At 71.3% G+C, this 19,050-nt stretch carries 13 protein-coding genes and 1 pseudogene; 9 read left to right on the forward strand and 5 right to left on the reverse strand.

The window, feature by feature from the left end; all coding sequences use genetic code 11:
- Positions 1 to 8 precede the first annotated feature (8 nt).
- The 6 genes from AWQ68_RS10425 (at position 9) to AWQ68_RS10450 (ending at position 7,985) form a co-directional block, all read left to right on the forward strand.
- On the forward strand, positions 9 to 2,486 hold the full coding sequence (locus AWQ68_RS10425; protein ID WP_066938332.1) for an ATP-binding protein: 2,478 nt from the start codon (positions 9 to 11) through the stop codon (positions 2,484 to 2,486).
- Positions 2,483 to 4,789, forward strand: a complete 2,307-nt coding sequence (locus tag AWQ68_RS10430) for a type IV secretion system protein (protein WP_066938335.1) — start codon at positions 2,483 to 2,485, stop codon at positions 4,787 to 4,789. Before AWQ68_RS10425 ends, AWQ68_RS10430 begins: the two co-directional genes overlap by 4 nt.
- A 2-nt stretch (positions 4,790 to 4,791) precedes the next feature.
- Positions 4,792 to 5,436, forward strand: coding sequence for a hypothetical protein (locus AWQ68_RS10435; RefSeq protein WP_066938337.1), 645 nt, complete (start codon positions 4,792 to 4,794; stop codon positions 5,434 to 5,436).
- Complete coding sequence (locus tag AWQ68_RS10440; protein ID WP_066938340.1) at positions 5,433 to 6,524, forward strand: C40 family peptidase; 1,092 nt, start codon at positions 5,433 to 5,435, stop codon at positions 6,522 to 6,524. The genes AWQ68_RS10435 and AWQ68_RS10440 overlap by 4 nt, the downstream gene beginning before the upstream one ends.
- Positions 6,525 to 6,529: 5 nt before the next feature.
- Positions 6,530 to 6,922, forward strand: coding sequence for a (deoxy)nucleoside triphosphate pyrophosphohydrolase (locus tag AWQ68_RS10445; RefSeq protein WP_066938342.1), 393 nt, complete (start codon positions 6,530 to 6,532; stop codon positions 6,920 to 6,922).
- Between the two features lie 109 nt (positions 6,923 to 7,031).
- Positions 7,032 to 7,985 carry a hypothetical protein gene (locus AWQ68_RS10450; protein ID WP_157545094.1) on the forward strand — a complete coding sequence of 318 codons (954 nt, stop codon included), beginning with the start codon at positions 7,032 to 7,034 and terminating at the stop codon, positions 7,983 to 7,985.
- A gap of 91 nt (positions 7,986 to 8,076) precedes the next feature.
- Here the strand turns inward: AWQ68_RS10450 and AWQ68_RS10455 are convergent, their stop codons facing one another.
- From AWQ68_RS10455 to sdhC, 3 genes are read right to left on the reverse strand one after another with little or no spacing between them, the layout of a single operon-like run.
- Entirely contained in the window at positions 8,077 to 8,829 is a 753-nt protein-coding gene (locus tag AWQ68_RS10455; protein WP_066938345.1) for a succinate dehydrogenase/fumarate reductase iron-sulfur subunit, read from the reverse strand.
- A complete protein-coding gene (locus AWQ68_RS10460; RefSeq protein WP_066938348.1) occupies positions 8,829 to 10,745 on the reverse strand; it encodes a fumarate reductase/succinate dehydrogenase flavoprotein subunit in 1,917 nt (638 codons plus the stop codon). The genes AWQ68_RS10455 and AWQ68_RS10460 overlap by 1 nt, the downstream gene beginning before the upstream one ends.
- Before the next feature lie 12 nt (positions 10,746 to 10,757).
- On the reverse strand, positions 10,758 to 11,558 hold the full coding sequence (gene sdhC, locus AWQ68_RS10465; RefSeq protein ID WP_066938351.1) for a succinate dehydrogenase subunit SdhC: 801 nt from the start codon (positions 11,556 to 11,558) through the stop codon (positions 10,758 to 10,760).
- 1,694 nt (positions 11,559 to 13,252) lie between these two features.
- Here sdhC and AWQ68_RS44805 point away from each other — a divergent pair.
- Positions 13,253 to 13,615, forward strand: a pseudogene (locus tag AWQ68_RS44805) (histidine kinase); the annotation flags it as partial.
- Positions 13,616 to 13,984: 369 nt separating this feature from the next.
- Here the strand turns inward: AWQ68_RS44805 and AWQ68_RS40665 are convergent.
- On the reverse strand, positions 13,985 to 14,590 hold the full coding sequence (locus AWQ68_RS40665; RefSeq protein ID WP_084463844.1) for a response regulator transcription factor: 606 nt from the start codon (positions 14,588 to 14,590) through the stop codon (positions 13,985 to 13,987).
- A gap of 99 nt (positions 14,591 to 14,689) precedes the next feature.
- Between AWQ68_RS40665 and AWQ68_RS10480 the strand changes: the two genes are divergently transcribed.
- Positions 14,690 to 15,421, forward strand: coding sequence for an ABC transporter ATP-binding protein (locus AWQ68_RS10480; RefSeq protein WP_066938359.1), 732 nt, complete (start codon positions 14,690 to 14,692; stop codon positions 15,419 to 15,421).
- Positions 15,421 to 17,898, forward strand: a complete 2,478-nt coding sequence (locus tag AWQ68_RS10485) for an FtsX-like permease family protein (RefSeq protein ID WP_174554096.1) — start codon at positions 15,421 to 15,423, stop codon at positions 17,896 to 17,898. Before AWQ68_RS10480 ends, AWQ68_RS10485 begins: the two co-directional genes overlap by 1 nt.
- 24 nt (positions 17,899 to 17,922) lie before the next feature.
- Here AWQ68_RS10485 and AWQ68_RS10490 read toward each other — a convergent pair whose 3' ends face one another.
- Complete coding sequence (locus AWQ68_RS10490; RefSeq protein ID WP_066938365.1) at positions 17,923 to 18,849, reverse strand: LysR family transcriptional regulator; 927 nt, start codon at positions 18,847 to 18,849, stop codon at positions 17,923 to 17,925.
- Between the last annotated feature and the right edge of the window lie 201 nt (positions 18,850 to 19,050).

Raw genomic sequence — 19,050 nt, forward strand, 5'->3', positions numbered from 1 at the left:
AGCGACCGGTGACCAGGACGCGCAGCCGGCTCGCGGTGCGGTACTTCGATGATCGTGTCCTGCTCACCGACACCGCGGCATGGGCGTATTTCCGGCTTCCGACGGTGAGTTACGAGTTCGTCACCCCCGAGGAGCGCGAGGCGCTGGCCACGAACATCACCATCGCGCTCGCGGCGATCAGGATGCCCGACGCGGAGGTCCACCTGCGGATCGCGCACCGGACCTATCCGGCGGCGGAGTGGGCGATGGCCCTGAACGCCACCTCGGACGAGGGACCGGGCTGGCGCGACTACCTGGAGGAGATGTACCGGCACGTCTGGGCGAAGGACTTCTGGAGCAAGGAGATCTACCTCGGTGTGAGGCTTGGCCGGCGAGGGGCCCAGCTCGGTACCGGGGTGCTGGCCCAGTTGTTCGGCTTCTACCAGCGCAGCGAGAAGGCGCTCGGCATCGAGGACGACAACGTGCCCGAGCGGGAGATCGAGCGGTGGACCGAGCAGGCCGAGCGGCTCGGGCGCGCGCTCGCCTCCAGCTCGCTCTACGCCAGGCACGCCAGCTCGACGGAGATCGCCTGGCTGTTCCAGCACGCGGTGTCGGGCGCGCTCGGCGACCCTCCGCCGTCCGCGACGCCGCGCCGCAGGTGGGGCAAGGGCGAGATCGAGTCCCTGGTCGAGGGGCAGATCCACAACGGCCGCTCGCTGCTGCGGATCGAGCAGCCGACGGGCGACTCGTTCACCGCGCACTTGTCGTTCGCGCGGTTCCCCGATCTGATGCCGTTCCCCGACGGCGAGCCGTGGATGCACTTCGCCGACCAGATGCCGTTCCCGGTGGAGATCTCCAGCAGGATGCGGCTGATCCCCCCGGTGATGGCGAGCAAGGACGTGGCCAGGAAGCTGGCCCACGCCCGCGACATGGACATCCACATCCGCGAGGCGGGCGCGGAGGCCCCGCTCGCGCTGGCCGAGCAGATCGACGCCGCCCGGATGCTCGAACACGGCATCACCAAGGAGCGGCTGCCCTTCGTGTACGGCTGGCACCGGCTGAGCGTGAGCGCCCCCACGGAGGAGATCTGCGTCCAGCGGGTCGAGGCGATCGTCGAGCACTACCGCGACCTCGGCATCGATGTGGTGAACTCCACCGGAGATCAGTTCTCGCTCTTCTGCGAGGCGCTGCCCGGCGAGAAGGTGCGGGTTAACGCGTACGCGCAGCGCCAGCCGCTGCGGACGATCGCGGGCGGGATGGCGACCGCGACGGTTGATCTCGGCGACCGGGTGGACGAGTCGAGTGCGGGCTGGCGCGGGCCGTACATCGGGGAGACGCTGGGGCGGGCGCGCAGCATCGTCCACTTCGACCCGCTGGTCGCGGCGACCAGGAACCGCCCGACGGCCATCGCGATCACCGGCGAGCCGGGCGGCGGCAAGACGACGCTGGCGCTGCTGCTGATGTACCAGATGGCGCTGCGCGGCGTCACGGTCGCGGTCATCGACCCGAAGGGCGACGCCGAGTCGCTGGTGCGCCTGTTGGAGGACCGCGGCCGCCGGGCGCGGATCATCCCGCTCGGGGCGGCGGCGCCCGGCCTGCTCGACCCGTTCTCCTTCGGCGACGACATCGCGGCGAAGAAGACGATGGCGACGGAGACGCTCCGGCTGCTGCTGCCGCGCATGTCCGAGGAGCGCGAGTCGGCGATGATCCAGGCGGTCGCGGCGATCTCGAACCAGCCGGATCCGTCGCTGGGCAAGGTCGTCGACCATCTGGAGCGCTCGGAGGACCCGGCGTCGAAGAACCTCGGGGCCGTGCTGCGGTCGATGTCCGAGATGCACCTGGCGCAGCTCTGCTTCGACCCCTCGGGCGGCGACCAGATCGACACCGAGGGCTGGACGACGGTCTTCACCCTGGACGGGCTGACCCTGCCCGACGTGGCGACTCCCCGCGACGACTACTCGTACGAGCAGCGGCTCTCGGTGGCCCTGCTGTACCTGGTCTCGCAGTTCGCCCGGCGGCTGATGAACGGCCTGGACCGGCGCACGCCGAAGGCGATCTTCCTGGACGAGGCGTGGGCGATCACCTCCACGCCCGAGGGGGCCAAGCTGGTGCCCGAGGTGTCGCGGATGGGCCGATCCCGCAACACGGCGCTCGTCCTGGTCTCCCAGAACGCCGGTGACCTGCTGAACGAGCAGGTCACCAACTGTCTCTCGTCGGTGTTCGCGTTCCGCTCCACGGAGCGGGTGGAGGTCGAGCACGTGATGGAACTTCTCGGGGTCGAACCGTCGGAGGAGCACAAGGCGGTGCTGCGGTCCCTGGGCAACGGGGAGTGCGTCTTCCGGGATCTGGACGGGCGGGCGGGGCGGATCGGGGTGGACCTCATCTCCGATGAGCTGCTCCGCTGGCTCGACACGAATCCGACCCACGACAAACCGCACGAGAAAAGGCATGATCTTCTTGGCGGGGGCGCCGGCAAGCAGGGGGTCGCGCAGGAGGTGCGGTCTTGAGAACGCGGGTGAACGGTCGCGCTCACTCAGGTCGTAGACGCAGGCTCGCCCTGCTCCTTGTGGTCGTCGGGGCGTTCCTGACACTGCCCCTGGTGCTGTCCGGTACCGCCAGTGCGGCGGGCGTGTGCGACCTCTCGCCCGCCCTCGCCCCCGAGATCGTCGACGGCGGTGTGGACGGCCTGGTCAAGCCGCCGCCGCCCGACACCGCCGCCACCGCCACCGCCGCCGCGGGGACCGGCACCGAATCGACGGGCGGCGCGACCGGCACCGGTACGGGCGCCGCCCCCGCCCCCGCCGAGCAGGCGGCGCTCACCAACTACGGCCGGTACGGCATGGCCGGCCAGTTCTGGCACACGTACGACCTGGGCTGCTCCGACGTGACGGCCGTGCTGGGCAACTCCTGGGCGAACGCGATCTTCTCCTGGGCCAAGGCGATCGACCGGCTCACGATCAGCACCTACCAGGCGGCGGCCTCCGAGGGCCCGATCCAGCCCATCAAGAACGTGGTCGACGACATCGTCACCAACCTCGCCAACGCCATGTACTGGCCGTACCTGCGGCCGATCGTCATCCTCGGCGCGATCTGGCTCGCGTGGTACGGACTCATCCGCAAGCGGGCGACGACGACCACCGAGGGTGTCATCTGGATGGTCATCGCGGTGGTCGCGGCGGTGTGGTTCTTCAGCCGCCCCGCGGACTTCACCGGGCTCGGCAAGGTCGTGACCGACAAGACGGGTGAGATCGTCAACTCGGCGTTCTCCGGGCTGCCGGGGGCGGGAGGCGCGTCCTGCCTGCCCGCCAAGGGGGGTGGCGACGCCGAGACCACGGCCGGCGGTTATGCCCAGCCGGGCACTCCGGGAGTGGACCAGAATGCCGACGCGCTCTGGTCCACACTTGTCTGCAAGCCGTGGCTGATGGGCGAGTTCGGCACCGCGGACCCGGACGCCCCGGTGGTGAAGACGTTCGGCGCCAAGCTGCTCGACGTCCAGGCGATCGACCGTGTGGAGCAGGCGGCCCGGCAGATGCCCAGCACCGACGCCCACCAGAAGCGCTTCGAGGAGGAGATCGCCAAGCCGCTGCAGACCACCTCGATGTACTTCCTCTTCCAGGGGAAGGACTGGACCAGCCGGCTCGGCATCGCGATCGGCGCGTTCGTCGCGGCGATGGTCGCGGGCCTGCTGATCTTTCTGGTGGCGGTGTCCCTGCTGGCCCTCAAGATCGGCTTCCTGCTGCTGCTGATTCTCGGGCCGGTGTTCCTGCTGATCGGTGTCCATCCCGGCTCCGGGCGGATCATCGCCATGCGCTGGGTGGAGATGGTCATCGGCACGCTGCTCCGCCAGGCCGTGCTGGCGCTGGTGCTCGGCGTGCTCGTGTACGGCTACTCGCTGATCATCTCGACCAACCTGCCGTGGAGCATGCAGATCCTGTTCATGGCGTTGCTGACGATCGCGGTGTTCTTCTACCGGCGGCCGTTCCAGCACCTGTTCTCCTCGATGGACGGGCACACGCTCACCACGCGGATGCTCGGCGAGGCGGCCAGCGCGCCGACCCTCTCCCGCGCGGCGAACGCCTTGCCGCCGGTGGCGGCGAGCCGGGTCGGACGATGGGGCCTGCGCAAGGCTGAGCCGATCGTCGGCGCCGCCGCGATGGCGACCGGAGCGGGCACGGCCGCGGCGGTGGCCGCCTCCTCGGTCGCGCAGGGCAAGGTGCGCGGCGAGGAGGGCGCACCCGGCACGATCCCGGCCGGCGTCCGGGCCGCGGCGCAGCCGGCGCCCCTGGAGACCGACGCGCCCGGCCCCGGGCGGCGCAAGGCCACCACGATCCCGCGCCAGGGTTCGGCCCCGCCGCTCAACCTCTCCGGCGTACGGCCCGCCACGCCCACGCGCACGCCGTCCGGCTCGGGCTCGTCCGCCGGGTCGGGCTCGGGCGGCGGTTCCGGCGGCGGCTGGTTCAGCGGCCGCTCGGGCGGCTGGGCGTCGCGCCCGTCCCGTAGCGGTTCGGGCGGTTCTGGGGGCCGCAGGTCGCTGTGGTCGGGCTCGTCGGGCGGCTCGTCCTCGCGCGGCGGCTCCGGCGGGTCGAGCCGATCCGGTGGATCGAACCGGTCGAACGGCTCGGCCTCCCGGTCCGGCTCCGGCGGGCGGTCGTCGGGAGGGAGCATCTTCGGCGGCGGTTCGGCCTCGGGCGGCTCGCGCTCCTCCGATGCGCCCCCGCTGTGGCTGTCCAGCCGCGGCGAGAGCGGGCGCAGCCCCGATGACGCGCCCGGTCCCTTCTGGGCGAGGCCCTCCGGCTCCGACAAGGAGTGACCATGAAGGGAAGGGACGGCCGGCGGGGGCTGGCCTTCGCCGCGGTCGTGGTCGTCCTCGCCATCGTCGGCGTCTATCTCACGTCGTCCGGGTCGTCGGGCGGCGATGCGTCAGAGCGGCCGCCGGGCACGTCCGAGCGGACCAGGACGCCACTGCCCGGGGCCGCCCCGACCACGGTCCCGAGCCAGGTCGCCACCACGCCCGCGACCTTCGACATCTACTCTTACCTGCCGCTGTCGAAGGCCGAGTTGGGCGCGGCGGCCGACCTCGCCCGCCGGTTCACCGAGTCGTACGGGACGTTCCGGCACGACGAGGATCCGGCGGCGTTCGCGAAGCGGCTCGCGGGGTTCGCGACGGTCGAGTTCGGCGCGGACCTGACCCGCACGATGACCGCGCCCGCCCTGGTCAACCACAACCGGTCCGACAAGGTGGTGTCGCGCGGCACGGCGACCGTGCGCTCCATCCGGGACATGACGGCCAACATGGTCACGTTCGTGGTCGGCTCGGTCCAGCACGTCACCGCGCAGAGCGGCGAGAAGGAGCAGCGCGACGAGTTCGCGGTGACGGTCATCAAGGTCGGCGCCGACTGGAGGGTGTACGACCTGCAGCCCGCGGACGCCGGCCAGGACGGGGACACGTCGCCGTGATACCGCCCAAGGCCCTTTCGGGGAGGTTCTCCTGGCGCGGGCTGGCCGTCGCCCTCGCGATCCTCGTCCCGTTCACGCTCTTCGGGTCGATCATGCTGATGACGCCCTCGCCGTCCCTGCTCATGGGCGGGGGAATGGGCGGGGTGGACTGCGCCGAGGCCGCGACCGCCTCCGACCTGTCCGAGTCGGCGCGCGAGGACATCCCCGCCGACTATCTGGAGCTGTACAAGAAGTTCGGCGCGCAGATCGGCGTGCAGTGGAACGTGCTCGCGGCGGTGGGCAAGCGGGAGACCGACCACGGCAGATCCAAGCTCCCCGGCGTGAAGGAAGGCACCAACTACGCCGGAGCCGCCGGCCCCATGCAGTTCCTGATCAGCACGTGGGGCGGCAAGTCCAGGATCAAGATGGGCAGCGACTTCAACGGGTACGCCTCGGACGGCGACGGCGACGGGTACGGCGACGTCTACGATCCCGCCGACGCGATCCTGGCCGCGGCCAAGATGCTCAAGCGCAACGGCGCCCCCGACGACCTCAGGCGGGCCATCTTCGTCTACAACCGCGCCGACTGGTACGTCGACCAGGTCCTGGCCATCGCCAAGCGGTACGCCGCCACGGGCGGGATCGACACGCCGAACCCCGCCTGCGACACGGCCGAGGACGCCCCCGGCGGCGTGGTGCAGAAGATCCTCGAGTACGCCCTGGCGCAGCGCGGCAAGCCGTACCGGTGGGGCGGGACCGGTCCGGACGCGTTCGACTGCTCCGGGATCATCTACATGGCCTACCGCAACGCGGGCCTGACGATCCCGCGCACGACCTTCGGCCAGTGGCCCTTCGGCGTACGGATCGAGCCGGGCAGCGAGCAGCCGGGCGACCTGGTGTTCTTCAACGCGGGACCGGGCACCGGGCCCGACCGGCCGGGACACGTCGGCATGATCGTGTCGCCCGGGAAGATGATTGAGGCCCGTTGCACCAGATGCGGCCCCATTAAAGTCACGACATATGCGGATCGCGGGAGTGTGGTCGGGTTCACCCGTCCGCTCCAGAACGCGGATGTGCTGGAGCAATTGAAAAGCGCCGCTCTAACGTAAGGGCCATGGAGACCATCGTCGTCGGAGCAGCGATCATCGAGAACGGCCGGCTCCTGGCCGCCCAGCGGGCAGACCCGCCCGAGCTGAAGGGCGGCTGGGAGTTCCCGGGAGGGAAGGTCGATCCCGGCGAGAGCGACCACGACGCGCTGATCCGCGAATGCGCCGAGGAACTCGGCGTCAAAATCGCGGTCGGGCGCCGGGTCGGCGGCGAATGGCCCCTGTCCAGCAGCTCGGTGCTGCGGGTCTGGGTCGCCACCATCGTCTCCGGCGTGCCCGAGCCCCTGGAGCATCTCGCGCTGCGGTGGCTGGGCCGGGAGGAACTTTACGACGTTCCATGGCTTCCGGGCGACCTGCCGATTGTCCGGGCGGTTCAGGGATTGCTCAATGGTTCTTCGTGAGTTGTCTTTACTGTTCCTTTTGTCTGCGTAGAATTCCGCTTTAGCAAAGCGGATGGCGACGGAGGCGGCAGTGAGCGGAAGCGCACGACTGAGGACCGCCTTCTCCGCCTTGATCATCACGATTTCGGTGCTGGTCGCCGTCCCGGTCATCGCCGCCGCGGCGGACGACCGGATCGAGCCGTGCGACGTCGGCCAGACGTGCCCGCCCGAGGTCACGGTGACGATCACCGAGACGCCCGGCGGCGCCTCGCCGAGCCAGACGGGCAGCCCGGTGGTGACGGCGACGGTCACCGTGACGCCGACGCCGAGCACGTCGCCCACCCACTCGCCCACTCCGTCGCCCGTGCCGAACACGGTCGAGACCACGACCGCCGCGCCGATCCCCGACGTCGTGGACACGACGCCGGAGCCGCAGGAGGAGCCGAAGCAGGAGGATCCCCAGATCTCCCTGCCGGAGGCGACGGACACCCCCGGTGAGGCGGCCGCGCCGCCGACCGACTTCGGCGACCCGACCCCGCAGGACGCGGCGTACGAGCTGCGCAACGCGACGCCGGAGTTCGACCAGGTCACGCTGAGCCACAAGCTGGCCATCCCGGCCGCGCTGCTCGTGCTGATCGCTCTGTTCGGCTGGCTCATCTTCGAGGGCAGGCTGCGGCGGATGGCGCACGCGGCGGCGGTGCGGAAGGGCGGCCCGGCGGCGCCCGTGCCGGCGGCGGGGGCGGCGTACGCGCCGATGGTCGGCTTCGTGCCCGTCCCGGTGGCGTACCCGCCGGCCTACGGCTACCCCTACGTCGCCGAGCACCCGTACGGGTACCCGCCGCAGGGCTACCCCCAGGGATACGCGCCCCAGCAGGCGTACGGCGCCCACCCGGCGTACGGGATGCCCCAGGGGTACGGCGTGGCCCCGGGATACGGCGTACCCGGGCAGCAGACGGACGCCTGGAGCCTCGCCGTGAACGAGCCGGGCCCGGCGGCGGCGCCCCGCCCGGACGCTCCGGGGAGCGCGGCTCCCGGCGCGCCCGGAGCCGACGGGACCCCGGGCACGCCCCGCCAGGCCGGCTGACCGCTCCGTTCCCCTCGGGAGACCCGCGACAAGCGAACGGCCGCCCGCGCGGGAAGCGCGGACGGCCGCATATAGCTCAGGAGGGTCCTTCTCAGCCGGAACGCCGGAAGATCTTGTTACCCAGCCAGACCAGCGGGTCGTACTTCCGGTCGACCACGCGCTCCTTCATCGGGATCAGCGCGTTGTCGGTGATCTTGATGTGCTCGGGGCAGACCTCGGTGCAGCACTTGGTGATGTTGCAGTAACCGAGGCCGTGATCCTGCTGCGCGGACTCCTTGCGGTCGGCCGTGTCGTACGGGTGCATGTCCAGCTCGGCGATCCGCATGAGGAAGCGCGGACCGGCGAAGGCCGGCTTGTTCTCCTCGTGGTCGCGGATGACGTGGCAGACGTTGTTGCACATGAAGCACTCGATGCACTTGCGGAACTCCTGGGACCGCTCGACATCGATCTGCTGCATCCGGTACTCGCCGGGCTTGACGTCCGTCGGTGGGGTGAACGACGGGATCTCGCGCGCCTTCTGGTAGTTGAACGAGACGTCGGTCACCAGGTCCTTGATGACGGGGAACGTCCGCATCGGGGTGACCGTGATGGTCTCGGTCTCCTCGAAGGTGGACATCCGGGTCATGCAGCCGAGCCGCGGCTTGCCGTTGATCTCCATCGAGCAGGAGCCGCACTTGCCCGCCTTGCAGTTCCAGCGGACCGCGAGATCGGGAGCCTGCGTCGCCTGCAGCCGGTGGATGACGTCGAGGACGACCTCGCCCTCGTTCACCTCGACGGTGAAGTCCTCCAGGCGGCCCTCGCCGCCCTCGCCGCGCCAGACGCGGAACTTGGCCTTGTATCCCATCACGACTCCTTGACCGCGTCGTACTCCGTCAGCTCGCCCTCGGTGAGGTACTTGCTGAGCTCCGTCCGGTCGAACAGGGCCAGCAGGTCAGCGCGCATCGACGGCTGGATCCGCTCCTCGACGTCCACGGTGTCGCCGTCCGGCGTCGCCGAGCAGACCAGGAGCTTGCGCCGCCACTCGGGCGACATCTTGGGGTAGTCGTCCCTGGTGTGCCCGCCCCGGCTCTCCTCACGCAGGAGCGCGGCCCGCGCCACGCACTCGCTGACGAGCAGCATGTTGCGCAGGTCGAGGGCGAGGTGCCAGCCGGGGTTGTAGATCCGGCCGCCCGGGGACGCGGTGTGCTGCGCCCGCTCCTTGAGCTTCTCGACGGCGTCCAGCGCCTCGGAGATCTCCTCGGCCTTGCGGATGATGCCGACGAGGTCGTTCATCGTCCGCTGCAGCTCGTGGTGGACCTCGTAGGGGTTCTCGCCGCCCGACCGCTCCAGCGGCGCGAGCGCCTCGGCCCGCGCGTCCTCGACCGCCGCCTCGGACACGGCGGGCCGCCGTGCCAGGCCGTTCACGTACTCGGCCGCGCCGGCGCCGGCCCGGCGGCCGAACACCAGGAGGTCGGACAGCGAGTTGCCGCCGAGGCGGTTGGAGCCGTGCATGCCGCCGGAGACCTCGCCCGCCGCGAACAGTCCGGGCACGGAGGCGGCACCGGTGTCGGCGTCCACCTCGACGCCGCCCATGATGTAGTGGCACGTCGGGCCGACCTGCATGGGCTCCTTGGTGATGTCGACGTCCGCCAGCTCCTTGAACTGGTGGTGCATCGACGGCAGCCGCTTGACGATCTCGGCGGCCGGCAGCCGGGTGGAGACGTCGAGGAAGACGCCGCCCTGCGGTGAGCCGCGGCCCGCCTTCACCTCGGCGTTGATGGCCCGGGCGACCTCGTCACGCGGCAGCAGCTCGGGAGGCCGGCGGTTGTTCGCCTGGTCGGTGTACCAGCGGTCGGCCTCCTCCTCCGTCGTGGCGTACTTGTCCTTGAACACGTCCGGCACGTAGTCGAACATGAAGCGCCGGTTCTCGGAGTTGCGCAGCACGCCGCCGTCTCCGCGTACGGACTCGGTGACGAGGATGCCGCGCACCGACGGGGGCCAGACCATTCCGGTGGGGTGGAACTGGATGAACTCCATGTTGATCAGCTGCGCGCCCGCGAGCAGCGCGAGCGCGTGGCCGTCGCCGGTGTACTCCCAGGAGTTCGACGTGACGACGTAGGACTTGCCGATGCCGCCGGTGGCCAGCACCACGGCCGGGGCGTCGAAGACGACGAACTTCCCCGTCTCGCGCCAGTAGCCGAAGGCCCCGGAGATGGCACCGTTCTTTCCGTGCACGGAGCTGGCGTCCTTGAGCAGGCGGGTGATCGTGCACTCGGCGAAGACCTTGATGTACGCCTCGGGGTCGCCGTGCAGCTTCTCGTCCTCCTGCTGGAGCGCGACGACGCGCTGCTGCAGGGTGCGGATGAGTTCGAGGCCGGTGCGGTCGCCGACGTGGGCGAGACGCGGGTACTCGTGGCCGCCGAAGTTCCGCTGGCTGATCTTGCCGTCCTTGGTGCGGTCGAACAGCGCGCCCCACGCCTCCAGCTCCCAGACGCGGTCCGGGGCCTCCTTGGCGTGCAGCTCGGCCATCCGCCAGTTGTTCAGGAACTTGCCGCCGCGCATGGTGTCGCGGAAGTGAACCATCCAGTTGTCGTCGGAGTTGACGTTGCCCATCGCCGCCGCGGCGCCGCCCTCGGCCATGACGGTGTGCGCCTTGCCGAAGAGCGACTTGCAGATGATGGCGGTGCGCTTGCCCTGCTGCCGCGCCTCGATCGCCGCGCGGAGCCCGGCGCCTCCCGCGCCGATGACGACGACGTCGTATTCGTGACGCTCGATTTCCACTGTGATCCCTCGTTATGCGAACGGGAAGTTGATGACGCCCTTGGCGACCAGCCGGACGTAGAGGTCGGCGATCATGACCGAGAACATCGACGCCCAGGCGAATTGCTGGTGCTTGGCGTTGAGTTTCGACACGAACGTCCACGCCTTGTACCTGATCGGGTGCTTGGAGAAGTGGTTCAGGCGGCCTGCCGTGATGTGCCGGCAGGAATGGCAACCGAAGGTGTAGGCGAGAATCAGGATCGCGTTGACGAGGAGAATGATCGTTCCCAGTCCAACATGTCCCCAGTTGCCGTCTTTATCCCGGAACGAGAGAACCGCGTCATAAGTCAGGATCAGGCCGATGATGACGGCGAAGTAGAAGAAGTAGCGGTGGATGTTCTGGATGATCAGCGGCAGGCGGGTCTCGCCGGTGTACTTGCCGTGCGGCTCGGCCACGGAGCAGGCGGGCGGCGACAGCCAGAACGAGCGGTAGTAGGACTTCCGGTAGTAGTAGCAGGTGAGACGGAAGCCCGCGGGCAGGCCGAGGATCAGCAGTCCCGGCGGCCAGGTGTACCAGTCGCCGATGGGTGCCAGGCCGAACAGTCGCGCCCCTTCGGGGCAGGCCGTCGCCAGGCAGGGAGAGGCGAAGGGCGCGATGTACGGCTCCGCCAGGTAGCTCTGGTCGAAGATCGCCCAGAACCCGTAAACAAGGAATGTCATCAGTCCGGTGAATGTCAGCGCCGGCGCCAGCCACCATCGGTCGGTGCGCAGAGTGCGGACCTTGATCTGGGCGCGTTGCTTTCTGGCCGAGTTTTCGGCCGTTGTCTGGGTCATCAGAGACCTCTCCACCTTCCGCGGTCCCTTTCCTGTACGCCGGGGGTCCGCGTCCATTCGTGTCGCGCCGGCCGATGCGCCACGAGGTGTATCAACGCCGTGTAACAACGCCGACGCCTGTTGGTGGGGCATACGTTACGACGCCGACAGGGCAAAATGTGAGAAGGGTCACCCCCTATTTCGGCAAGAGAGTGTGATTGTCGTCACGTCCGGTCGAAGCGCAGGCACTATTCCCCCACATGTCCGGTTTTTCCTGGTGTTCTGGAAGACTTGCTCTGGCGAATGGGGAGGTCGAGGCCAGAGTGAGCGCGGTGAAATCCTTCGTCGCCCGTACCGAGCCGGGTCCGCGGCTCGCACGGCTGACCGTCGCCGTGGTCTTCGCGGGTTTCGCCTCTGTGTACGTGCTGGCGGCCGACGGCGTGGCGGCGGCGCTGCTGCCGCTGGGCGTCCTCGTGCTCCAGCTCGGACATGTCGTCCCCCGGTGGCGGCGCCTGCGCGGCCCGGTCGCGCTCGCCACGCAGGGAGTTCTCGCGGTGGTGGCGGTGCTCGTCTGCGGCGTGTCCGTCGGTCTCCTCGGCTTTCTCGCCGGGTCGCTGCTGCTCGTCTCCGCGTGGCCCGCGGCGGTCCTCGTGGTGGCCGGGGCGGCGCTCGTCCAGGCCACGCGTTCGGCGGGCGGGCTCGTGGTGATCGATTCCACGATCACCACGGCGCTCACCGCTCTCGTGATCTACGGTCTGACCCGGATGGCGGCGCGGGTGGACGAGGTCGCCGCGGCCCGGGTGCGGCTCGCGCTGGCGGCCGTCGCGGAGGAGCGGCTCCGGATCGCCACGGAGCTGAACGAGGGCATCGGGCGGGGGCTCGACGCGATCGAACGCGGCGCGCGCCGGACCATGGGGTCGGCGGCGGCGGACGCGGCCGCGACCGGGCAGACGATAGGCGACGTCGCCGCCACCGCGCGGCGCTGCCTGGCCGACGCCCGCTCGGCGGCCGCGGACTACCGGGCGCTGTCGCTCGCCCCGGAGGTGGCGACGGCGCGGGCGCTGCTGTCGGCGGCGGGGGTCGAGACGGAGGTGCGGATCGGTCACACCGAGCCGCTCGGCTCGGCCGGGGCGCTGCTCGCGACGGTGCTCCGCGACGCGGTCACCGACGTCGTACGGCAGGGAACCGCCCGGCACTGCCTGATCGAGACCGTGCACAGTGACGGCATGGTGCGGCTGCGGGTCACCAACGACGGTGTGCGAACGGCGGACGCGGGCGTCGAGGGGTTGGACGACGTCATCGACCGGATGGCGGCGGCGTCGGGGGACCTGCGCGCCGGGCTCGATCCCGACGGCAGGTTCGGTGTCGAGGCCGCCATCCCGGCCACGCCGCCCGCTCCACCGCCACCGGACACCGCCTACGGCCTGTCGATCGCCCTGCTCGGCACGGTGGTCGCCGGATTCTGCGTCAAGGCGTTGCTCCTCGTCCCGGGAGATCTGGTGCTCCCGGCGGTGGCGTGCCTGGTCGTGATCGCGTACCTCCAGCTCCGGTCCGTGCGCGGGCGTCATCCGTACGCGTTGGCGGTCATGGCCCTGCTCGCCTATGCGCCGCTGTTGATGTTCGACCGGGCCTGGCTGGGCGTGGCCGGCTTCCTGGCGGGCCCGCTGCTGCTCGCGTTCCGCCCGGCGGTGTCGTTGCCGCTCGTGGCGGCCGTCATGGCGAGCGTGGCGACGGCCGCGACGGCGTTCGGGCTCCCGGCGGGAGCGGTCGTCAACTACACCGCCAGCACGCTGGTCACCGGGTTGGTGATCCAGGGCCTGGTCGGGTTGGCCCGGCTGGCCAAGGAGCTCCAGGACTCGCGGGAGGAGCCGGCCCGCGCCGCGATCGTCCAGGAGCGGCTGCGCGCCGCCCGCGACCTGCACGACCTCCTCGGACACAACCTGGCGGCGATCCTGCTCAAGTGCGAGCTGGCCCGGCGGCTGGCGGACGCCGCTCCCGAGCGGGCCCGCGCGGAGATCGCCGACGTCATCGTGATGGCCGGGCGGGCCAGGGCCGATCTGCGGGCCGCGTCGGGCGACCACCGCGAGATGTCGCTCGATGAGGAAGCGGAGTCGGCCCGTTCCGTGCTGGCCGCCGCCGGGATGGAGGTCCGACTCTCGCTCGGCCACGGGCCGCTGTCCGCTCCGGCCGAGACCGTGCTTGCGACCGTTTTGCGGGAGGCCGTGACCAACGTGCTCAGGCACAGCTCCGCGCGGAGTTGCCACATCACGTCGGAGGTCTCCCAGGGCGTCGTACGGCTCAGCGTGCGGAACGACGGGGTAGGCCCGAACGCGGGACGTGGCCGGCCGGGCTCGGGCATCGGCAACCTCACCGCCCGGCTGGCCGCGCTCGGGGGCGAACTGACCACGCGGGTGGAGGACGACGGCTGGTTCCGGGTGCGCGCCGTCCTAGATCCAGCCGGCCTCCCGGGCGATGCGGACGGCGTCCGTACGGTTGCGGGCGCCGAGCTTGGCCACGATCGCGGTGAGGTAGTTGCGCACGGTCCCGGCGCTGAGGAACAGGCCGGCGGCGATCTCGGTCGCCTCGGCGCCGCCGGCGGCCAGCCGTAGGACGTCGGCCTCGCGTGGCGTCAGGGGGTTCGCGGCGAGGTCCCACGCGGCGACGGCCAGCGACGGGTCCAGGACGCGGCCTCCGGCGGCGACCGAGCGGATCGCCGCGACCAGATCGTCCGGCGGCGCGGTCTTCAGCAGGAACCCGTCGACCTGGGCGGTCAGCGCCCGGCGCAGGTCGCCCGGCCTGCCGTGCCCGGTGAGCATCAGCGTCCGGCACTCCGGCAGTTCGGCGCGTAGCTCCGCCGCCGCGGCGAGGCCGTCGAGGCCGGGCATGTCGATGTCGAGCACGGCGACGTCCGGCCGGTGCCGGAGCGCGGCGGGCACCACGGCGTCGCCGGAGCCGACCGCGTCCACCACCGTCAGGTCGGCCTCCAGCTCCAGCAGCGCGACGAGCGCTCCGCGCACCACGTGCTGATCCTCGGCCAGCAGAACCTTGATCACGTCATTATGTCTACCCGTGTCCGACTTATGACGACGTCATGGTCGACTGGTGACCGGCTCTCTGGTCCGCGTCCGCCCCGATTCAGCAGGCTGAGGCGCATGAACGACGCGGTACGGCTGGACGCCGTGAGCAAGGTGTACGGCAAGGGGCAGGGGGCGGTCGCCGCCCTGCGGGAGGTGTCGATCGGCATCCCTCGCGGGGCGTTCACCGCCGTGATGGGGCCGTCCGGATCGGGTAAGAGCACCTTCCTCCACTGCGCCGCCGGGCTGGACCGGCCGACCTCCGGCTCCGTACGGCTGGGCGGCACCGAGCTGGCGGGGATGGACGAGACCCGGCTGACGGAGCTGCGCCGTGACCGGGTCGGCTTCGTCTTCCAGGCGTTCAACCTGGTGTCCTCGCTGACGGTGGTGCAGAACATCACGTTGCCGCTGCGCCTGGCCGGTACGCCGGTGGACCGGGCCTGGCTGGAGGAGGTCGTCCGGCGGGTCAGGCTCGACGGCCGTACCGGCCATCGGCCCGCGCAGCTCTCCGGCGGCCAGCAGCAGCGGGTGGCGATCGCCAGGGCGCTGGTCACCCGGCCGGAGGTGGTCTTCGGCGACGAGCCGACCGGCGCGCTCGACACGATGACGGCGCGCGACGTGCTGACCCTCCTGAGAGACGTGGTGGACGGTCTCGGCCAGACGGTGGTGATGGTGACCCACGACCCGGTGGCCGCGTCGTACGCCGACACCGTGCTGTTCCTCGCCGACGGCCGCATCGTGGACACGATGAGCGCCCCGACGGCCGACAGGGTCGCCGACCGTATGACCCGGCTGGGAGCGTGGGTGTGATGACCAGGTTCGCCCTGATGACGATCCGGGACCGCACGGCTGGTTTCGCCGGAGCGTTCTTCGCGCTGCTGTTCGCGGCGGCGCTCGTCTGCGCCTGCGGCGTCCTGCTGGAGACCGGACTGCGCGGCCAGGTGCGGCCCGAGCGGTACGCGGGCACTCCCGTTCTGGTCGCCGGGGACCAGAACGTCCGCGAGACGATCAAAAAGGACAAGGGGGATGGCGAGGTCAAGACGAAGGTCAAGGCCAAGCCGCTGTCCGAGCGGGCCTGGGTCCCCGCCTCTCTCGCCGACCGGCTGGCGGGCGTCTCCGGGGTGCGCTCGGTGGTCGCCGAGGTGACCTTCCCCGTCCACTCCGGTGGTGCCACGTTCACCGGCCACGGCTGGGAGTCCGCGAAGCTGACCCCGTTCACCCTGCGGGAGGGGCGGACACCGGAGGCCGCCGGGGAGGCGGTCGCGGACGCCGCGTCGGGACTCTCCGTCGGAGCGCGGCTCACCGTCGAGGCCGTGGGCGAGTACCGCGTGGTCGGTGTGACGGCGGAGGCGCTGGAGAGCGAGCGCACCTTGTTCTTCGGCACCGCGGAGGCCCACAGGCTGGCCGGGCTGCTGGCCGGGCGGGCGGACGACCGGGTCAGCGCGATCGGCGTCTTCCCCGAGGGGGATCTCGCCACGGTCCTGAAGGGCGTGAACGCGGTCCTGGACGGCAGCGGCGCGCTCACCTACACCGGTGTCGAGCGTGGCGCCGTCGAGTTCCTCGACGCCGAGAAGGCCAGGGTCAAGCTGATCAGCCTGGGCGGAGCCCTCGGCGGCACCTCGCTGCTGGTCGCGATCCTCGTGGTCGTCGGCACGTTCGCGCTGTCGATCCAGCAGCGCCAGCGGGAGATCGCGCTGCTCCGCGCGGTGGCCGCCACGCCCCGGCAGATCAGGAAGATGCTCGGCGGCGAGGCCCTGATCATCGGCCTGGTCGCGGGCATCTCGGGCGCCGCGCTGGGTGTCGGGCTGGCGTTCTGGCTGCGGTCGCGGTTCGTGGACCTCGGCGCGATGCCGCCGAACCTCGACCTGGTGCTGAGCCCGTTCCCCGTCTTCGCCGCGCTCGGGGCGACCGTGCTGGCGGCGTGGGCCGCGGCCCGGCTCTCCGCCCGCCGCACCGTCAGGATCCGCCCGGTCGAGGCGTTGGGTGAGGCCGCGCTGCGCCCGGCCGGGCTGCCCTGGGGCCGGCTGATGGCGGGGCTGCTCTGCGTCGGCGGGGCGATCACGCTCACGCTGGTGCTGTCCACGCTGTCGAGCGAGGCCGCGTCCAGTCCGGTGACCATGCTGACCGCGCTGGTGTGGACGACCGCGGTCGCCCTGCTCGGCCCCGTCGTCGCGCGGGTCGCCGTCGCCGTGCTCGGAGCGCCGATGCGCGCCTTCCGGGTGGGCGGCCATCTCGCCGCCGCCAATCTGCGCGCGGGCACCGCGCGGCTCGCCGCCGTCGTCACCCCGCTCAGCCTGATGGTGGCGATGACCTGCACCATTCTGTTCGTCCAGACGACCATGGGACACGCGGCCCAGGAGCAGGCCAGGGCCGGGACGCGTGCCGATCTCGTCCTCGGACCGCGCGTGCCCGAGGCGGCGGCGGACGCCGTACGGAAGGTGCCGGGCGTGACGGCGGTGACCGAGGTCCTGCGCACCTCGGTCCGGGTCGGCCTGGCCAAGTACGGCGCGCAGGGCGTGACCCCCGCCGGTCTCACCTCCACGGTTGATCTGGACGTACGGGAGGGATCCCTGGATCGGATGGGTTCCGGCACGCTCGCGCTCAGCGGGAACGCGGCGGCCGGCCTGGACGCGTCCGTCGGCGACCGGGTGGCGCTCACCCTCGGCGACGGGACCCCCGCGACGCTCACGGTCGTCGCCGTCTACGCCCGCGGCTTGGGCTTCGCCGACGTCACGCTGCCGCACGACCTGGTCGCCGCGCACGTGGACGACCCGCTGGCCCGGACCGTGTTCGTGGCCGCGCCCTCGGTCGATCGAGCCGCCGTGGCCGCCGCGCTGCGCGACCACCCGGGCGTGCGCGTGCTCGACCGGGTCGAGGCGGTCGTCACGCCCGCCAACGCCGAGGTCAACTATGTGGCGATGGGGCTGATCATCGCCTTCACGGCCATCGCGGTCGTCAACACGATCGCCATGGCGACGTGTGACCGGTCCCGCGAGCTCGCGCTGCTCCGTCTCGTCGGCGCCACCCGCCGGCAGATCATGCGGACGCTCCGCTGGGAGACCTCCGTCGCGCTGCTCGTCGCCGTGGCCCTCGGTACGGGCGTCGCGTCGGTGACGCTCTCCGCGTTCAGCGCGGGGATGACCGGATCGGCCACGCCGTACGTGCCGCTCGTGACCTATCTGGCGATCGTCGCCGCCGTGGCGGCGCTGGCCCTGACGGCCACTGTGCTCCCCGCCCGGATGGTCCTGCGTGCCAGGCCGGCGGACGTCATCGGGGCGAGGGAGTGAGCGCCCTTCGAGGTGGAGGGCGGCTCAGTCCGCGCAGATGAGCTCGATCCCCTGGGGCAGGCTGCCGTGGTGCGCCGCCTCGGCGAGATAGAAGAGCAGGGTCGCGCGGAACGCCTGGGCCGCGCGGGTCGGCTCGACGTCCTTGCGATGGGCCAGCGCGACGGTGCGGCGCAGCCCAGGAGGAGCGAGCGGCGTGCCCGCGAGGCCCGGCCGCCCGTCCAGCACCATGGACGGCACCACCGCGATGCCGAGCCCCGCCTCGACGAAGCGCAGCACCGCGTCCATCTCGCCGCCCTCGACCGCGAAGCGCGGCTCGAACCCCGCCTGCCGGCACGCGGCGAGCGTCGCCTCGCGCAGGTCGTAGCCGCGCCGGAACATCACCAGCGGCCGCCCGCGCAGGTCCTCGATCCGCATGTACGGCTTGTGGCGTCCCGGGGGAGAGGCGACGACGAGGTTCTCGCGGAGGATCTCCTCGGTCACGAGGGAGGGGTCGCTGCTCTGCAGCGGCAGGATGATGAGCGCGAGATCGAGTTGGCCCCTGGCCAGGTCGCGCACCAGGTCACGCGAGCCGCTCTCCTCCACGAGCAGCTCGACGCCCGGGTAGTCCCGGTGGAAGCGGGCGAGGGCGTCGGCCAGCAGTCCCGCGCACAGGGACGGCGTGGCGCCGAGCCGTACCCGGCCGCGGCGCAGCCCGGCCAGTTCGGCGACCTCGCGGCGCGCGGTCTCGGCGTCGGCCAGCATCCGGCGGGCGAGCGGCAGCAGCGCCTCGCCGGCCGGGGTGAGCGTCACGTTGCCGCGCGCCCGGCTGAACAGGGGCGCGCCGAGCTCGGTCTCCAGGGTCCTGATCTGCTTGCTCAGCGAGGGCTGGGCAACCCGCATCCGCTCGGCGGCATGGGTGAAGTGCCGGGTCTCGGCCACCGCCACGAAGTACGCGAGTTGCTGGAGCTGCACGCCTCCCAAGAGTACGGCTGTGAGATTCGTCGCATCGGGTCGAGGCCACCGCAACGGATAAGCCCGGACGGCCAGAGGTCATAGCCTGCGGCTATCGGGACGACGCCTGCGATGACTTGGACTCGCTTCGGAAGCCGAACCTAGCGTGAACAGCTGTGACAGCCACGATAGACCGGGGAGCGGCCACCACGCCGGTCGCAC

The sequence above is a fragment of the Microtetraspora fusca genome, from assembly GCF_001570365.1.
Taxonomy (GTDB): domain Bacteria; phylum Actinomycetota; class Actinomycetes; order Streptosporangiales; family Streptosporangiaceae; genus Microtetraspora; species Microtetraspora fusca.